Source organism: Blastococcus saxobsidens (genome assembly GCF_002938435.1).
GTDB classification, from domain to species: Bacteria; Actinomycetota; Actinomycetes; order Mycobacteriales; family Geodermatophilaceae; genus Blastococcus; species Blastococcus saxobsidens.
Window position 1 is genome coordinate 89,091 of the sequence record NZ_POQT01000003.1, and the last position, 17,722, is coordinate 106,812.

Below are 17,722 nucleotides of genomic sequence, written 5' to 3' on the forward strand. Positions count from 1 at the left end.
GAGTCACCAGGGCGCCCTGTGCTGCTCAGAACTCGTGGCCGTTCGGATCGCGCGGCCCCTGGAATCTAGGCGAGCGCTTGAGGGCGACGCCAGAGGTTCGGCCGACCACGTGCCGCTCGTTCAACCTGCTGGCTGACGACCATCCGGCATTCCGGGGCACTGCTGCGGCCACCACTGCCGTCGCGGTCCGCGTGCGGGCAGAATGCCCCCAGCCGGACGGGACAGGTCCCGTGCCAGTCGCCCCAGGAGGCTCCGTGTCGGTCAGGCAGTGCCACGTCGTAGTCCTGCTCGCGTCGGCGGGTCGCCCGGGACTGCTCGGTGAGGTGGTCGCCGACCTAGGACGCCAGACGTGGCAGGACTTCACGCTCGTGCTCTCTGTGCCCGACGCCGACAGCCTGCCCTCCACCCCCCTGCCGGAGAACGCGATCGTGGTGTACGGCCGCGGCCTGGCTGCCCAGCGCAATGCTGGGCTGGACGCAGTACCTGAGGCGACGCATATCTTCTGCTTCGACGACGACGCAGTGGTCCGTGAGGACTACCTGGAGCAGGCGCTGGCCTTCTTCGAGTGCTGCCCGGATGCCGTCGCTCTCACGGGACGGGTGCTCGTGGACGGGGCTACCGGCGAGGAGGTGTCGCGGGAAGCCTCCGAGCAGGCGCTGGCGACGTCGCGGCTGGAACCGCCTGGCGGTCGCTGGGAAAGCAGTCGGGAGTTGTACGGCTGCAATTTCGCCTTCCGCCCTGACGCTCTGGCCGGCCAGCGGTTCGACGCCCGGCTTCCGCTCTACTCGTGGCTGGAGGACCATGACTTCGCCCGACGTGCCATGCGCCATGGCCTGCTCGCTCGAGTCGAGGACTGTGTGATCGTCCATAGAGGCGTGAAGTCCGGGGGTCGGGTCGCGCACGAGAGACTCGGGTACTCGCAGGTGATGAATCCGGCGTACCTCCACCATGTGGGCAGCTTCCCGTTGTGGCTGACACTCCACGAAACCCTCCCACGTGTGGGGAAGAACGCGCTCCGCTCGGTCCGCAGTACGGAACGGTCGTGGCGGCGCGAGCGGTTCCGTGGCAACTTGCGGGCGGCCGTGGACGTCGCCCACCGGCGGTTCACCCCTGAACGCGTGCTGGAGATCCCGGTTCCAGAAATTCGCCCCCCGGCCGGCTGAGCGGTCCGCGCGTCAGGTCCGGCGGCCGTCACTCAGTTCGCTTCCTACCAGCGGTCTTGGAGGTGGGAGTGGTCCTGACGTCGTGGCGCCGTCGGCTGGGGAGCAGTCGCCGCGTCAGCCGCCCCATTTCTTCCACGGCCACTCGGGCGTCGGAGGGCCGGGGGAGCAGGAAGTCGCTGGGCCGAGCCTTGATCAGCCGGCAGGCGACGCTGACCATGTAGCTCGTCAGGACCACGTTGCTTATCAAACTCGTCCAGCAGGCCCCGTACACGCCGAACGGAGGCACGAGCAGCACGAACGAACCTGCGTTGGCGACGAGGGTGACGACTAGTCCGAGGCTGCGCAGGCCCGGGCGGCCCCACGCGGCGACAGCGGAGGCCGCCATCAGGCCCGGAATGCAGATGAGGGCTGAGACCAGCAGCATCACCGTCGGCAAGGTGGCCGCGGCGAATTCCGGGCCGAACAAGAAGCCGATCCAGAGGGGCAGCGTGATGCCGATCAGCGTGCATCCCAGCACCCCGATGAGCAGCGTGGTCCGGGTGGTCGCGGTCAGGCGCCGTGCGTCTGTCGATCGGCTGTCGACGCCGTATAGCGCGCCCTGAACCGCCAGCGCGACGACCAGCGGGAGATCCGAGATGGTCGTGGCGACCGTGTAGAGCCCCAGGTCCTCCACGGTCGAGAGAGGGACCATGAGGAGAGGCGCCAGTCGTGCCAGCAGCATGCTTGCGACCGAACCGAGCCAGGCACGGCTGCCGAACGACACGATGTTCCTCAAGGGAATGGGTGAGGAGGAGTCTCCCGAAGGCGATGCGACCGGGAGGAACAATCGCCAGTAGGCGAGCCCCGTGATCAGCGGGATGAGCGCGCTGACCAGGACCGCGACGAATACGGTCAGCTCGCCGAGAAGCCACAGTGCGCCGAAGGTGAGAACCCGCAACGATGAGTTGATCAGGCGTTCGGTCGCGACGGCGAACCACATCTGCCGACCGGTCGCAGCTCCCCGGAGGACCCCTACCAGCAGAGCTGGCACGGTAAGGGCCGTCGCGAGGAGGATGAGTTCCCCGAGGCCTTCATCGCCCGACGAGAGGAAGGGGCGGGTGTAGTACACGGCAAGCAGGCAGAGGCTGCCGAGCGTCGCCGTCAAGAGGAAGGCCCACAGGACGGCCGGCCGAGTGATGCCTGGGCGCTTCGCGATGTAGTAGGTGAGCGCGTCCGGCAGACCCAAGGTCGCGACCGCCAGCATGAGTACCGACGGTGCGAGCGCCGCTGCCATCTCCCCACGGCCGTCGACATCGAGAGCTCGCGCCAGGATCGGTGCCGTGATCAGTCCTGCCGCCGGGATGAGGAAACTGGAAGCGGTCATGAGAGCGACCGCACGTCGGAATGATGTCTCCGGAGCCCCGTCCGTCGCCATCGGTCGCCCACTCTTTCTTGTCGTCCGCGCGCAGGGCGTCATCGTCTGCGTCGGCTGATGATGCCCGCCCGGCCGTCGAGGTGGTGCGGGGCCTCGGCGCCTGCGCGCGTGTCAGGCTCAGTCCACGGGGTCAGCGAGGTCGCTGACCGTCGTCGTCGACCCGACGTCGTGCGAGGGCCTCGGCAGCGGCCAGCGCTGGGACGACAGGTTGCAGACAGCATGGCCGTGCTGCCCGTCGCCCGACATTCGACGTGCTCGTACCGACGGGCCGTTCGCACGGATGTGGTGTGCCCGCAGATGAGAGCCGTTGCCACCCGGCACCCGGAACGGCAGAGTGCGAGAAATCGCCGATTCCGACGGAAGCTGACTCATGAAACGTGTGATCAGGGGGCGCTGGTCGTCGGTCACCGCCGCAATCCCGTTCCGCAGGGCGCGGCGTGGAGGCTCACCTTTCGCGGAAATGTACGAGAACGTCGATTGCAGTGCGACACCGATGGAGAGGTGTGGCTCGTCGACCGCCTGGGTTCGGCCGGTCTGCGGTGCGCCTTCGATATGGGCGCCAAGGTCGGGGATTGGCCGGCACCGGTTCTCGGGCGAGCCCCCGCTGCTTGCGTGGACGCCTTCGAGATCATGCAGTCGACCGCGGAGCTCATGGCGCAGCGCTTTGCCGGGGCCGACTGTGTGGTCGTCAACGCGATCGGTCTGATGCAGGAACCGGGGTCTCGCTCGAGTACTCTTCCTCCGGCACGACGCAGACCGGCGTCTTGGACTACCCCCGCGAGGCGCCGCACGGATGGGCGTGAGTACCTGTTAGGCCGGGGGATGCGTATTGCCAGGAGTGCGGCATCGAGCGCATCGACCTGCTGAAAAGGGAGATTGCGGATAGGACCGGCTGAGCAGTCATCGGCCGGCGCTCTTGCGGGCCACGTGGTGACGCCTCGGCCCCAGGTGCCGCCCCGTGCAGAGACCGTGATCGGTCTACCGGCTTGGGGTGCCCTGGGCAGCGTCGGTCTCGTGCGCCGGAAAGGTGCTCCGCCGTTCCAGTATGGAGGGAGTCTTCAGGGCAGAGCCTGCCGGAGCCGTGGAAGGCGCGGTCGCCAGTAGGGCCCCCTGATCGTGGATGCACTGTGTCATCGACTGCTCTGGACTACCGTCGACCTGCCGTCTGCGTTGGGAGGACGCCATGGCTGACGCTGATGAATCGCCTCCCGCAGGCGGGAGTCACGGCGACGAGGTGGAGCCCTTAGACGCGATCGTTCTCGGAGCCGGGATCAGCGGGCTGGTGTCCGCGTCGATCTTGGTCGATCAGGGCAACTCGAGGATTCTCGTCGTCGACGAGTACCGGAGCGCTGGAGGCAACCACCTCGACTTCACGTACGGCCCGTACACCTTCGACGTCGGAAGCTTGATCTTCCAGGACGATTCGCCGCTGCTCCAGCACTTTCCCGAACTGCTCTCCAGATACGTCGCGATCGACCCTCGATGGTCACGTCTCAACCCGCAGGGACGGGTGACCGAGTACCCATTCTCCTACCGGGACGACTTTCTCTCTGCAGGGCCGTTCGAGTGCGCCCGGCTGGTGCTCTCCGCAGTGGCTGGTCGGCTCCGGTACCGGCACCCGAGAAACGCGCGGGACTTCGCACGCCGGTGGATCGGCCCCCGGTTGCTTCGCCGGTCCGGCCTGGAGAGCTACATGACTAGGTTCTGCGGGCTGCCGCCGGAGCGCATCGAGCTCCAGTTCGCCGAGCAGCGCATGATGTGGATCGCCGAGCACGCCACGGCCGCCTCGCTCGGCCGGCGGGTCCTGCATGCCTGGCGGAGTCGTCGGTCAGGCCGAGCTGGCAGCGCACCACCGGGTGATGAGCGGCGCAACCAGCAGCTCGCCCGGCCGCCTGAGGGCTTCGCGCACCTGTACAGGCCGGCCGTGGAGCGGCTCGAGACCCGCGGGGTGGAGTTCGCGTTCGGGGCACGTGCCGATCGGCTGAGCAGAGAAGGTGCCCTCTTCCGACTCGACATCGGCGGCCGGGTCATCCGGTCGCGTCGCGTCCTGTCCACGATCCCGCTGGACCGGGCCTTGGACCTCATCGGCGCGTCGTCCGATGAACAGCTCCCGACCGTGACCCTCATCAGCCTCTTCTACAGCTTCGACGGGCGACGAGGCTTCTCCGACCCGATCCTCTACAACTTCTCGCACGGTGGGGCGTGGAAGCGTCTGACCGTCCATTCGGACTTCTACGGGCGGGCGGGCGGGCGCGAGTTCTTCACTGTCGAGGTGATCGGGGATCATATCGGGCGGTCGACCGAGCAGGCGGACCAGGACTTCCGGCAGCACACGGCTGACAACGGGCTCCTCGTCGGGCAGCTCAGCCTGGAGGGCAGCCATGTCCTCGAGCACGCCTATCCGATATACACGGCGGGCGCAGGTGAACGATCGAAGCGGAATATCGCTCGCCTACGAGAGTTCGGCCTGGAGTCCTTCGGCCGGCAAGGTGCTTTCCAGTACCAGCCGACCGCCCGGGTGTCCACCCGAGAGGCGGAACGCATTCTCGGCGCACGGTGAGGCCAGGGTGGTCACCCATGGTGGGCAAGGGGTTGGCGCCCTCGCGCCTGACCAGGCAAGATCATCTCCGGACGCGACCACGGGAGCACGGTGTGAGTAAGACGCCTGACCAGCGCCTTGGCACAGGGGGTCATGGGGGGCCTGACGCATCCGGCGGCACCGGATCAAGGGCGTCTCTCCCGGGGGAGGCTCCCATCGGGCGGATCAGCGTAGTCATCGCCAACTACAACTACGGCCGATACGTCGGTCAGGCCATCGAGAGCGCCCTGGCACTCGAGTGGGACGACGTCGAGGTCATCGTGGTCGACGACGGCTCTACCGACGACTCCCGCGAGGTCATCGACCGGTACCGCGATCGGGTCACCGCTGTGTACCAGGAGAACGCGACGCAGCGGGTCGCGCGCAACCGCGGCTTCGAGCTGACCACCGGGGACGTCGTCATCCACCTCGACTCCGACGACGTCCTCTTCCCGTCGCTGGCCCGGGAAGTGGCCCGTGTGTGGCATCCCGGCATCAGCAAGGTCCAGGTCCAGATGCAACGCATCGACGAGGACGGGCGCCCGGCGGGAGGCGTCTTCCCGACCTTCCGCCACGAACCGACCCCTGAGCAGATCCGGCACTGGGCTCAGCGCACGTCGGCCTACCCCACACCGCCCGGCTCGGGAAACGTGTACTCCAGGGAGTTCCTGGAACGCATCTTCCCGCTCGACGACAGCTGCGGGGCCGCCACCGACTCGGCGTGCCTGGCCGCAGCCCCCTTCCTGGGTGACGTCGTCACTATCGCCCAGCCGCTCGTCGGATATCGAGTTCATGGTGCGAACGTGAGCGACATGGTCGCCGATTTCCGCCGCTTCCCCAAGGCGGTCGAGCGGGCGCGTCAGCGGCGGCTGTACGCGAACCGGGTCATGGGTACCGCGGCGGATGAGCGGGCGTTGTCCCGGAGTCGGGAACTGCTCCAGCTGAGGGTTGCCGCTCACCGGATGGTGCCCGATGTACGAGCTCTTCCGGACGAATCGCGGTGGCGTCTGCTTCGCGACGCCGTCCTCTGTCCGGTCCACCCCGGTCCCGAGTCGCTGGGCGCCCGAGTCCAGATCCTCCTCTGGTCTCTGGCAACTCTGCTCGCACCCCGGGGGATGGCTGAGAACCTGGTACGACTCCGCTACCGGCGGGATGTCGCTCGGGTCACAGACCGCGTGGCCGCTGGTGTCCGGGCCCTACGACGCCCGGGGTAGGCCGGGTCGGTATGTCACGATCATGTCCGACGCGGGGGTGTTCGCCCCGCGCGCAGCTGCTGGGTCTACTGCAACAGTGCTGAAGGGGAGTGAATGTCGCTCGCTGCGCTGTCGCAGGCCATAGCGTCCACGCCGAATCCCGTCGTGTCCACGGACCTGTTCGACACGGTGCTTCTCCGCGATCACACGACCGAGACGCAGCGGCTCGCCAAGGCGGCCCGGCGCGCCGGGGTGCTGCTCGGGGTGGATCCCGACGTCGTGGTCAAACTCCGCTGGACCTGTCATGACAGCGCGTATCGCGCCGTGGCGATGGAGCGACCGGGTGGCGAAGCGACCCTGCAGGCGATCTGCCGCACGATGGCTTCGGCCATGGGACTCGACGACCGGGCCGCCGCTGTCCTGCTCGACACGGAGGTCTCGGTCGACATCGAGCATCTGCGGGCCAACCGCCGCCTGACCGCCGTCCTTCGCCGAGCCCGAACGGCGGGGGCTCGGGTGGTCGCGGTGTCCGACACCTACTACTCCGGTAGGGAACTCCGCAGGATCCTGAACGCTGTGGTCGGGGATGCGCCGATCGACGCCGTCTACTCGAGCGCTGACCTCGGCCGCACCAAGCACGCTGGCGGGATCTTCGACCTGGTCGCCGAGGCCGAGGCCGTGCCAGTGTCCCGGATCCTCCACGTGGGCGACGACCACCCGGCCGATGTCGTACGGGCGCGGGCGGCCTCCTGGGTCCCGATCCACCTGCCTCGCGGAGGTGCCTACCGCGCCGTCGCCACAACGGGCCGTGTCCTGGGCATGCCCTCCCGATTGCGCAGACTGCGTTGAGCCGGCGAGCCCTCAACGTTCGCCAGTTCGGCGAAGAGATCCTGGGTCCGGTCGTCGCGGAGTTCTGCCTCCGTCTCTGGTCGGTCACTTCGTTGTTCGAGCGACCCGATGACGCAGCGCTGCTCTTCTGTGCACGCGGTGGGCTGCGGATGCAGCTGGCTTATGAACGCTTCCTGCAGGCGACGGCCCTGCCGTCGGCGGTCCGGATCAGCCCGCTGATGGTGTCGCGCCTGGTTGCGGTGCGGCCGACGCTCCAACGTTCCCTCGAGGAGGGGCTGCCCACACTGCTGCCCGCGGCCACGGCCGCGTTGACCACGGAGTTCCGCCGGGGCACCATCGCCGACGTCTTCCGCGCCGTGACCGGGGTCTCGCCGGAGCAGGGTGATCAGCGCTGGAATGCCGACTTCACCCCAGCGGGCTTGCTCGAACTCCTCCGGCAGCCGCACGGAGCAGCGGGAGCAACTGCTCTCGCTGAGCAGGCGCAGCTCTTCACCCGGCACCTGCGCGAGGTACTCGGTGACCGACGGACCGCTGTGCTGGTCGACACCGGGCTCTTCGGGACGACGCAGGACCTCCTCGCGGAGGGGTTGCCGGATCTCAACATCAGCTGCGCGCTGATGGTGCGGTCGTTGCGGCCGAAGATCGCCGGGGTCGACCCGCGCACCTTCGGACTCTCCGTCGAAGCCTTCGACTACTCACCGATCCGTGCTCGTACGGCGGTCCTGCGGTACTGGCACTACATCGAGTGGCTCTTCGAGCCAGACCTGCCAAGCGTCCGTACCTTCGTGACCGAGGACGGGAGGGTTCGGTCCAACCTGGAGGTGACCGGTTGGCCGGACCGTGTGGAGCCTGCCCCGGAAAGCGCCTTTGCCGGCGTCCTGCACTACCTCGACGGGCTCGGCCCGGGGCCGGCCGAGCAGATCAGTGCTGATGCTGATCGAGCATGGCGGCGATACCGGAGGATCGTCGTGTGGCCGCACAGGGAGGACGGCGACGTCCTAGCAGTGGGCACGAGGTCCCACGATTTCGGCCGCGCCGCGACCTGGGATCAACCCACGGTGCACTCTGTCGTCGCGGCTCTGCGCGGCAATCCCATGTGGCGAGAGGGTGAGGTGGCGCGAAGTGGGTCGCCGTTCCGGGCTCCGCTGCTGCTGGCACTGGAAGCGGCCCATGCGGCCCGGTTGGCGCGGCGGATGGTGCGTCGTGGCCGTCGGACGGGGCCGGGAGAGCCGCTGCAGCAGTGACCGGAGGTGGAAAGCCTCTGGTGAGATCATGCCGGACTGAGCGCAGGCAGGGAACGAGGCCTGAGGTCGGGACATCGGCCTTGGTGTGCCGCCTGTCGGACGGCCCGCCCCCGTGACGCCTGGGGGTCATGGTGGCGAGGGGCCCATGCGTCGATCCGCCACCCCGCTCTGGCGCCGCCTCAGTGCGGCCACGCCCACCGGCGGTCACACGGTTGACGAGCGGCGGTGGAACGTCCGACCGGGCCGCATCGGCCAGGCGGGCTCAGCACGATGCCGGACCGCGCCTCAGACATGCGAGGATGCGGTCGACGGTCGTCCACCGCGGACGTGGGGTGGGCCGCGACGATCATGGGTGGCTCCGTGAAAATCATGCACCTGCTCAAGCACAGCGTGCGTGGCAACGGCCACGTGCACGTGGCAGTCGACCTCGCGTGCCGGCAGGCGGACGAGGGGCACACTGTCGTCTTCGGCAGCGCGGGTGGCACGTTCGACGAGCTCCTGACACGGCACGGTGTCGAGGTGGCGACGCTCCCGCCGGCTGAGGGCGTCCAGGGTGCCGCGCGGAGTGGAGCGGCATTGCTCTCCCTTAATCGAAGGACCCGGCCCGACGTCATCCACGCGCACATGATGACCTCTGCGGTCTTGGGGTTCGGCGTGTCGAAGCTGCTTCGGATACCCATGCTGACGACGATGCACAACTCGTTCGAGAAGCACTCCGTGCTCATGCGTCTGGGCAAGGTCGTCGTCGCGGTCAGCGAGGCGGAGCGCTCGCTGCTCCTGTCCCGTGGCTACCGGCCGTCCAAGGTGGTCACCGTGCTCAACGGTGCCGACGGTTCCCCTCGCGAGGAGGAGGGCGAGGCCGAGCAACTGCCTCCGCTGGCGAGGCCCTGTGTGATGACCCTCTCCGGCTTGCACCGCCGTAAGGCGGTGGGGGACGTCATCGCGGCGTTCGCACGCCTCGCCGGCGACTTCCCGGACTGGCACCTCAACGTGGTGGGCTGGGGAGCAGATCGCGAGCGGCTCGAGGCACTGGCTGCAGACCTAGGAGTCGAGGAGTCGGTTCATTTCCTGGGCTCAGCGCTCCGGCCGCGCCCGCTGCTTGAGCAGGCGGACATCTTCGCGACGGCGTCCCTCGCCGATCCCTGCCCTCTCACGGTCGCCGAGGCGCGTGCCGCTGGCTGTGCCGTGGTCGGGACCGCGGTCGGGGGGATTCCCGAGTTGCTCGGGAAGGGCGAGGCTGGGCAGCTCGTGCCTCCCTCGGATCCGCCTGCGATGGCCGCCGCATTGCGTCGGCTCATGGCCGATCCCGATGCACTGGCCGAGTGGCAGAGGAGGGCGCGCGAAGGCGCCGAGTACTTCCGCGTGGAACGCATGGCTGCCGACTACGAGCGGGTGTACGAGTCCCTCCTCACGCGTCGTCCGCTGAGCGTGCGGTGATCTCGGCATGACAGGACCGGCCGAACGGGTACGGGTGGCCTACTTCGTCCCGCCGTCCGCACACTTCGCCGGGATCGAACGCGTGGTGCACGAGATCGCCACCGGCCTCGTGGAGGCGCACGGGGACGTGCTCGACGTGCACGTCCTGTTCTCGACGGGCTATGACGAGCCTCTGCTCGCGGACACGCGGTACACCCGGCACGTGCTCCACGTGGAGCGGCTGCGGGGCATGGTGCGCTCCTTGCGGCGCCACGTGGCCGCTCTCGGCGTGGACGTGCTCGTCGTCCCCCAGGTCGAGGCGTCCGTCATCGCGTGGACGGCTACACGGGGATTGCGCCTCCCGGCCTTCGTGACCCATCTGCACGGGAACCCCAGGATCGAGGAGGCCGATGGCACCCGGCGGACGCGGCTGGCGTTCGCCGCCTTCCAGCATCTCGTGTCCCGGCGGATCGCCGGCATCCTGGCGGTGTCGCCCTCGCTCCGGGACCACGCAGCGCAAGCGGTGACGCGCGCGGCCCCTGTCCATTTCGTCCGCAATCCGGTGCGCGACCTGCCGGAGGATGTGAACAGGGAGGCGGCGCAGGACGTGTTCCACTTCCTGACCGTGGCGCGGTTGTCGCGGCAGAAGGGGCAGGACATCCTGCTCCGGGCGCTGGCGTTGGCACGGACGGACCTGCCCGCCGTGCGGTTGACCCTGGTCGGTTCCGGTCCGGACGAGTCGGACCTCCGGCGGCTGGCACGCGAACTGGCAATCGACGATCTCGTGGACTTCGCCGGGTACACCACTGATCCCACCGTCTATTACCGATCAGCCGACTGCTTCGTCCTACCGTCACGGTGGGAAGGCTTCGGCGTGGTGCTGGTGGAGGCGCTCGCCTTCGGGCTGCCGCTGCTCGCCGCCGACTGCGAATTCGGTCCAGCCGACGTCATCTCGTCGCCCAGGATCGGCGACCTGGTGCCGGTCGAGGACGTCACAGCTCTGGCCGAGGGGCTCCGGCGTGCCGTTCGCCGGGCCCGGATCCCGGAGGACGAGGCGCTCCGGCGGGAAGTGGCGAGCGCCTACAGCCGTCCTGCGGCATCCGAGGACCACTTCGACGCACTCCGCCGGATCGCCACCAGTCGTCCTGATGGCCGCCTCACCGCGCTTGCCGCCGGGTGACGTGAACGCATGACCTCCTTGACGCTCCTCACCCTGGCGGTGGTCGTCTTCGGCATGGTGAACACCCGGGGGTACGGACGCGCCCTCGCGCTCGGAGCGTCGACGCCGGTGGGCGCAGCGGCCGTTCTGGGAGGAACTGTCGTCCTGACGTTCTACGCGGTGTCCATCGGTGCCGCAGTCGGCCTCGTCGTCCGTCTGCTCACTCGAAGCCGTCGGCAGGAACGCATCCCGGACCCTGCAGCCCCAGGTGTGTACCTCCTGGTGGCCTTCACCGGCTGGGCGGTCCTGGTCACCCTGCTGGCGCCGTACCTGTTCACGGGGCTGGAGGTCCTCGGTCCGCTGGGAGCCCGACGGCTCGACCCGGGCGTTCTGAGCCAGTCCAATCTCGCGCAGACGATATACCTGGTGCTCGGCGTCTGCGTCGTCGCCTTCCTGTCCCGATCGCGCTGGGCCGGCCCGGAGATCATCGGCACGGCGGTCGGGATCCCGGTCCTCTTGTCCCTCTGGGCCTACCTGGGCACCCTGGGGCTGCCATTTCCGATCGGCTTCTTCGACAACGCGCCGAACTTCGCGTACATCGACACAGCGGCCGGCGGCATCGACCGCTTCCGGGGCATCTTCTCCGAACCATCAGGCCTGGGTGGCACGTGCCTCGTGGCTATCGCCTACCTCTGGTCGCGGCTGAGCCACGTCGACGGAGCACGACGGCTGGGAACTCTTCTCGTCATGGTGGTCGCCGGGTACCTCGGCCTCATCTCCACATCCGCCACCTTCGTCGTCGCCGGGGTGGCGGTGCTCGTGATCGCCGGTGGCGTCAGCATCGCTCGCCTCGTGCTGCGGCGCGGGCCTGTGACGCTGCTGTCGTTCTCACTGACGTGGGCGGCCGCCGTCGCGGCGCTGTGGTATCTCCCCCTCCTGGCGACCCTCTTCAACCAGGTGGTCGACGACAAGGTGGTCTCGGACTCGTTCACCGTCCGATCCGGGGCTGACAGCTACTCCTTCGGGCTGGCGTGGGAGACCCTGGGCGTGGGAGTCGGCATCGGCAGCAATCGCCCGTCGTCCTTCGTCGCCACGTTGCTGAGCACGGTCGGTGTTGTCGGTACGGTGCTGTTCGTAGCCGTCGTCGCGACCCTCGTCCGGCGGGGCTATGACTTCGCCGAGATGCGACCCGTCATCTGGGCTCTGGTGGCTCTCCTCGTGACGAAGGCAATCGCGGGCCCCGACCTCAACGATCCCAATGGTCTGACGTGGCTGTGTCTGGGCATCCTCGCGCACCACGCCGTCGTAGCGCGAAGAACTCGAGGTCGCGTACTGGGCAGCCTGCCCACCTCACCGCCGGGCGACGGAGTTCTGCCTGCGCAGGCCGACTCCCGGCCGGTTCTCGCGCCCCCCCGTCAGGTGTAGACCCGCACCCAGTCGACGTAGAGATCGCTCGTGTCCTGGGTCGACGAGAGGTCGACCGGCCAACCGCCGCCCAACGCCAGATTGATCAGGAAGAAGAATGGCTGGTCGGTGTGGATCAGCCCCGATCTGGTTCCTACTTCGTGCCCGTCGATGAAGAAGATCGCGCCCCCCGGCACGATGCGTACGCCGTAGGTGTGCCAGGTCATCGTCCAGTCGGTGAATCCGTTGGTCGCGCGGCACCTTGGTGCTCCGTCGTTCTCGGGAGGGGGCGCGGGCGCGGAGTCGTTCCAGCTGTGCAGGGTGTGGCAACTGCCCCGCGGGTTGTGTCCGTACAACTCCACCGCGTCGACCTCCGCGGCGGTTCCTGTGTCCCTGGCAGCAGCCTCACTGTTCAGCATCCAGAACGCTGGCCACGTTCCCGCCCCGGGCGCACCCATCAGCCGGGCCTCGAAGTAGCCGTACTGGGCGGAGAATCCGGAGGCGCCGACGCGGAAGGAGGACAGCAAGCCGGATTCATGCTGCTGACCCCACGAGGCGGTCACGCCCACACCGATCGGCTGCGCCCGGATACGCAGGTATTCGCCCTCCAGCGTGCTCAAGGTCTGGGTCCCCGTGGCTGGGTCGGCGAAGACGGCGTCGCCGAATTGAGAAGACCCGCCCGGCTCCGGCTTCGAGGCAGCGTACTGCGCGCCACGCCCGGAGGCGCTGACGGAGAGGGGTTCTCGGAACTCTTCGGACCACTGCAGCGTCATCCCGGGAGGCGCGTGGTCGGGCTGCTTCACGACAAGCCCGGCACGGTTGAAAAGCTGCACGGACAGGGGCGTCGTGTATGCCCGACTGAGGCCGAGGGCGCTGATCTCCAGGGTGACTGGACCGTGAGGAAGCATGGCCATGTCCACCTCGAGAGCCGCGTGTCCGCTGGTGCCCACGGTGACCAGCGCGACGGGTCGGGGAGTCGTCAGCGACTGGGCGTCCTCGGCCGACCACGCCACTGCCTGTAACTCCGTCCCGGGCGTTCCGGCAACGACGATCCTCGTGACACCCTCGACCGCCGCGCCCGGCGGCGGGCAGACGAGTCTGAGACTGCCGGGCGCAGCCATGCCCGACAGGGTGGCCTGGTCGCAGCGCTCGGCCACCGGAGCCTCAGTGGCGTAACCGCGGCCAGGAGCAAACTCCGGCCACGTGGGCGGGGTCACGCCGGCGCGGTAGGCGACGAACTCCCGCAGAGATATCGCACCATCCGGTTCGGGCTCGAGCTCGAGACGGACCCAGCTGCTCATCCGAGGGGCGAACGCGACCGTGGTGGGACCTTCGTCGCCCGCCACACCCGAGACCACCACGCTGCTGCCGTCGGAGAAGTGCAGTTCACCGCGCAGCGTCTGTGCTGCCGACTCCGTCACGGCAGCCGAGGGGCCCAGCACCTGCACGCTGGCCACCTCATGGGCAGCGGACCAGGCCAGCTGTACCCAAGGTGCCGAGTCGTCGGCGGCCGCGTGCCACTCGCCGCCGGGGTCACCGCTCGACAGGTTTCCGTCCACGAGAGAAGCAGCGGGTGACCGGCCTGTGCTTGACGCGGTTGCCACCACGGGCGGGGCAGGATCGACGGTTGTATCTGGCGTTCCCGAGGAGTCGGCCCAAATGCTTGCCAGGCCCACTGACGTTGATTGCTCACTGGCCCCCGCGACGGTCACGCGGACAGCGGAGGCAGTCCGCGGCGAGAAAGTGATCTCGGCGTCTCCGTGGACATCCGCGGTGACGAGCAAGGGGCTGCCGCCGTCGAAGGTCAGCAGTACAGAGGTCGGACGCAGTAGCGGCTGCGCCACCCCGTCGAGCGACAGGCGGTTCACGGCTCGGGGACGGCGTGTGGTCAGCTCCACCCATGCGCCGACGGTCTCGTCGGCGCTGCGCCAGGCGACGGCCCCATCCAGTTGCTGGCGGGCTGAGCCATCACCGGACGACGGGATCAGCGCCATCGGATCGTAGCCGGCGGCGGTGGAGGATGCGCTGACCCGGACCTCGATCGACGACTCCGGCGGCGGGGTCACGACGACCCACGTGATGAGCATGAGCGAGGTGACCAGAACGGCCAGGCTCGACAGGCTCAAGGAACGGGGCATCCGTGCTGCCGAGATCGACCCCGGCTACCTCCCCCCTCAGGACCGTGCAGAGCTGTCCGTGAGCCAACTATTCCAGACCCGGAGATCGGAGACGTTGACACGGTCGATCGCAACGTTCACCGAGGTCACGCGGACACCGGCGAGTCGCTCCAGGGCCAGAGAGACGTCGGCGCGGCGTGTCCTCCCCGCTTCCACCACGACGAGGGTGCTATCAGCGAGGGCTGCCACGACGACCGACTCGGAGCGCTCGACGAGAGGTGGCGAGATCACGATCACCAGATCGAAGCGTGCCCTGAGGTCTGCGAACAGCTGGGCCGTGGCCGGCGTGCTCAGCAACTGCGCCGACGAGGGGCGAGTGGTGCCCGCCGGTATCCAGAGCAAGTCGTCGGTACCGTGGTCCCCTGACTGGATCACCGCGTCCAGCGGCGCGGCACTGCCCAGCACGTCTACGACGCCCAACGGTTGCTTGGCTCCCGGGCGCGAGGCCTTCTCTGGGCGTTGACTCTCCTGACGCAAGTCGGTGTCCACGACGACGACTCGTACCCCGACTTCTGTGAAGGCGCGGCCCAGCTGCCGGGCCACCTTGGCTGCATCGGCAGCTGCGCTGACGCCGACCACGGCCACAACCCCGGTGCCCCGGCCCCCGAATTGCAGGTTGGCACGGAGACTCCTGAAGGACTCCAAACGCAGATCCGACGTCGGACCGCGGCGGAAGCGAGTGGGGCTGGTCGGCACGGACGTAATCGTTGCGATGACCGGGGATCGGGGCAGGTCGCGGGGGGTTCGCACCCGGGTGTTCAGCGCGTCGGCGACGACGAGGAAGCCCACTCCCAGAAGCAGCCCGACCAGCGAGCCGATCACGATGTTGTTGCCGGGTCGAGGGGTGAGCGCGTTCTCCGGCACCTCCGCCGTCTGAACGATCGTCAGCTGAATGGGCGTGGTACCCCCCGGCGAGTCGAGCAGCGGCGCTTGGGTCGAAAGGGCCCCCGCGACGGCGTTTGCCTGGTCCGCGACGACGACCGGATCACGGCCTGTGGCCGTGATGTCGATCAGAGCCGACTGCTCGCGTGCGACAGCCGAGATCGCCTGACGCAGATCCCTGATGTTCGTTCCGTCGCGCAGTTGGGTGACGGCACGATCGAGGACCGTCTCCGTGGTGGCCAGGCCGGCATAGGTTGTCACACGCTGGACGGTGAAGACGCTGCCCTGCTGGAGTTCCCCGGCTGACGCACTACCTGGCAGGCCTACGTAGAGGGTGGCCTGTGTGTAATACACGGGCGTGGCCGTGAGAGTGAGGATGACGGCCGCGCTGGCGCCGAGGGCGATGAAGCTCACGACGAGCCACCATCGGTGCGCGAGGAGCCGCACGTAGTCGTGCAGGATCACCGGCGACTTCCTTCAAGGACAGGGGTGCATCGTGCGGCCTCGGAAGTGCACACCGTAGCAACAGAGGCCTCCGCGCTCGGCACCTTCGCATAGAGCTGCCCGGCGTCGCCAACGGCTAGCGTGGTCGAGTCGGTCTGCACCGGGTGGCCAGCGGGGTTGTGGCCGACCACCTGCGCGCATCGGCAAGGTATAGGACGCCGTCGGCCTAGCCGTCAGCGCGCGAGCATGCAACAGCCCGAACGGTGTGGGACACGCGGTCCCGACCGCAGGGAAGGTCGAATGAGTTCGTGAGGCGTTGCGCGGCTCTGAACTGCCGGCTTCGACGGGAGAGTCACTTCGGTGGTTGACGACGCGATGGCCCGAATCGGTATTCGCGCCCTCAAGAATGGGCGCCTTTATGGCCGCTCCGGGGCATTCGCCGATAGTCGGGGATGAAATTCTATGTCCGTGACGTACTCGGAGATGGGGCTGGTCAAGGGCCTTCTGTTTCCGTTGGCGGGCTGGGGCGAGGCTGGCCGCACCGGAGCGCGGGCACCGACCTGTCGGACAGCCTCAACCCCGTCATGGCTGCTGTTGCGCTCCTGGCGCAGTGACGACCGCGGCGACGGTCTCTGCGGCGACGTCATCCCATGTTCGGGCGCTGCGGCGAGGGGCAGTGGCCGGTGGGTTCTCCAGTCGGCGCAGCACGGCCTGCGCCCACCCGGTGACATCTTCGGCGGGCAGGTGTTCGGCGGCATCTCCACTGACCTCCACCAATGCCGGGTCCATTGAGGTCACCAGTGGTGCCCCCAGGTCCAGTGCCTCGACGGCGGGCAGGCCGAAGCCCTCCACCAGGCTGGGTGCGAGAACCACCGCGCAATTCTCATAGCACCAGCGGAGCATTCCGTCGTCGATACCGGTCAGCTGAACGATGGATCCGGATGCGGCCAGGGCGGCATGATCGGGTCCGTAGGCTTCCGCACCCCAAGCCGGTGGACCGACGAGCGCGAGAGCGGCGTCCGGACGTCGCCGCACGACCTCCGCCCATGCGGAGACGACGACGGAGACGTTCTTGCGCTTCGAGGCATCGCCCACCACCAGGGCGAACGGTCGCCGGGCCAGGGCGTCGACGGGTGTCGGCGGGCTGTCCAACAGATGCGGACTGGTCGCGGAGAGCACCGTGGTCGCACGGTCGGTCAGTCCGCTGTCCCAGTGCAGCAGACGGTCGCGAGTTGCCGCACTGACGCACACCAGCACGTCCGCCTGTCTCAATGATGCGGCGTAGGGCCGGCGGAGCAGCGTGCGCTTGGCGAGTGGGTAATCATCCGGACGGTCGAAGAGTAAGAGATCGTGGACGGTGAGCACCGTCCGCGCCGATACCGTGCGGGGCAGCAAATGCTTGGGGCCTTGGACGACGTCGAAGGCGGATCCCAGCCTCGGTCCGAGTGCGAAGCGCTCCCACATGGGCAGGAGGGCGCCGGAAATCGTCGGGTGTCGGATGACGCGGTCCGCGCTGCCGATCAGCTCGGCCAGCGGATCGGCGGCGGCGGGCGAAGAAAGGACGTGTAGCTCGACGTCGTCCCGGCGAGCCAGGGCGTGGGTCAGCTCCACGGTGTAGCGAACGATGCCGCCGCCACGTAACGTCGGCGGGACGTGGCCTGCCATCATCAGCCACCGCGGCACACTGGTCACGCGGCCCCCTCGGGGGGCGGGTTTGTCCTGCGGTTTCGCCGGCCGGTTCCAACTCGTCGGGTCATGCGGCCACCCTCACACACCCGGGGGATCTAAGACACGCATGG

The 17,722-nt window shown here is 68.4% G+C and carries 13 protein-coding genes; 8 read left to right on the plus strand and 5 right to left on the minus strand.

From position 1 onward, the window contains the following. Nucleotides 1-254 precede the first annotated feature (254 nt). Entirely contained in the window at nucleotides 255-1,163 is a 909-nt protein-coding gene (locus tag C5507_RS02785; RefSeq protein ID WP_104527010.1) for a glycosyltransferase family 2 protein, read from the plus strand. A gap of 28 nt (nucleotides 1,164-1,191) precedes the next feature. Here the strand turns inward: C5507_RS02785 and C5507_RS02790 are convergent, their stop codons facing one another. Both C5507_RS02790 and C5507_RS22070 read right to left on the minus strand, forming a co-directional pair. Next, nucleotides 1,192-2,526: an oligosaccharide flippase family protein gene (locus tag C5507_RS02790; protein WP_158657469.1), complete on the minus strand. Its 1,335-nt coding sequence runs from the start codon at nucleotides 2,524-2,526 to the stop codon at nucleotides 1,192-1,194. Between the two features lie 168 nt (nucleotides 2,527-2,694). Further along, nucleotides 2,695-2,985, minus strand: a complete 291-nt coding sequence (locus tag C5507_RS22070) for a hypothetical protein (RefSeq protein ID WP_130504310.1) — start codon at nucleotides 2,983-2,985, stop codon at nucleotides 2,695-2,697. A gap of 775 nt (nucleotides 2,986-3,760) precedes the next feature. Between C5507_RS22070 and C5507_RS02795 the strand changes: the two genes are divergently transcribed. From C5507_RS02795 to C5507_RS02825, 7 genes are all read left to right on the plus strand, one after another. Then, nucleotides 3,761-5,137 (plus strand): NAD(P)-binding protein, encoded by a 1,377-nt coding sequence (locus tag C5507_RS02795; protein WP_104527012.1) that lies wholly within the window; start codon nucleotides 3,761-3,763, stop codon nucleotides 5,135-5,137. A 92-nt stretch (nucleotides 5,138-5,229) separates the two neighbouring features. Next, nucleotides 5,230-6,369: a glycosyltransferase gene (locus tag C5507_RS02800; RefSeq protein WP_242611282.1), complete on the plus strand. Its 1,140-nt coding sequence runs from the start codon at nucleotides 5,230-5,232 to the stop codon at nucleotides 6,367-6,369. Nucleotides 6,370-6,462: 93 nt separating this feature from the next. Beyond that, complete coding sequence (locus tag C5507_RS02805) at nucleotides 6,463-7,197, plus strand: HAD family hydrolase (RefSeq protein ID WP_104527014.1); 735 nt, start codon at nucleotides 6,463-6,465, stop codon at nucleotides 7,195-7,197. Beyond that, nucleotides 7,194-8,441, plus strand: a complete 1,248-nt coding sequence (locus C5507_RS02810) for a glycosyltransferase (protein ID WP_104527015.1) — start codon at nucleotides 7,194-7,196, stop codon at nucleotides 8,439-8,441. The genes C5507_RS02805 and C5507_RS02810 overlap by 4 nt, the downstream gene beginning before the upstream one ends. Nucleotides 8,442-8,810: 369 nt before the next feature. Then, on the plus strand, nucleotides 8,811-9,878 hold the full coding sequence (locus C5507_RS02815; RefSeq protein WP_158657470.1) for a glycosyltransferase family 4 protein: 1,068 nt from the start codon (nucleotides 8,811-8,813) through the stop codon (nucleotides 9,876-9,878). A 34-nt stretch (nucleotides 9,879-9,912) separates the two neighbouring features. Continuing rightward, nucleotides 9,913-11,037: a glycosyltransferase gene (locus tag C5507_RS02820; RefSeq protein WP_158657471.1), complete on the plus strand. Its 1,125-nt coding sequence runs from the start codon at nucleotides 9,913-9,915 to the stop codon at nucleotides 11,035-11,037. A 9-nt stretch (nucleotides 11,038-11,046) separates the two neighbouring features. Beyond that, nucleotides 11,047-12,441, plus strand: coding sequence for a hypothetical protein (locus C5507_RS02825; protein WP_104527018.1), 1,395 nt, complete (start codon nucleotides 11,047-11,049; stop codon nucleotides 12,439-12,441). Here the strand turns inward: C5507_RS02825 and C5507_RS02830 are convergent. The 3 genes from C5507_RS02830 to C5507_RS02840 form a co-directional block, all read right to left on the minus strand. Then, on the minus strand, nucleotides 12,432-14,546 hold the full coding sequence (locus tag C5507_RS02830; protein WP_158657472.1) for a DUF7402 domain-containing protein: 2,115 nt from the start codon (nucleotides 14,544-14,546) through the stop codon (nucleotides 12,432-12,434). The genes C5507_RS02825 and C5507_RS02830 overlap by 10 nt on opposite strands. A gap of 48 nt (nucleotides 14,547-14,594) precedes the next feature. Beyond that, entirely contained in the window at nucleotides 14,595-15,944 is a 1,350-nt protein-coding gene (locus C5507_RS02835) for a Wzz/FepE/Etk N-terminal domain-containing protein (protein ID WP_104527020.1), read from the minus strand. Between the two features lie 561 nt (nucleotides 15,945-16,505). Next, the gene (locus tag C5507_RS02840; protein ID WP_242611283.1) at nucleotides 16,506-17,615 is read right to left on the minus strand and encodes a glycosyltransferase family 4 protein; all 1,110 of its coding nucleotides are present in this window, start codon (nucleotides 17,613-17,615) and stop codon (nucleotides 16,506-16,508) included. Nucleotides 17,616-17,722: the final 107 nt, after the last annotated feature.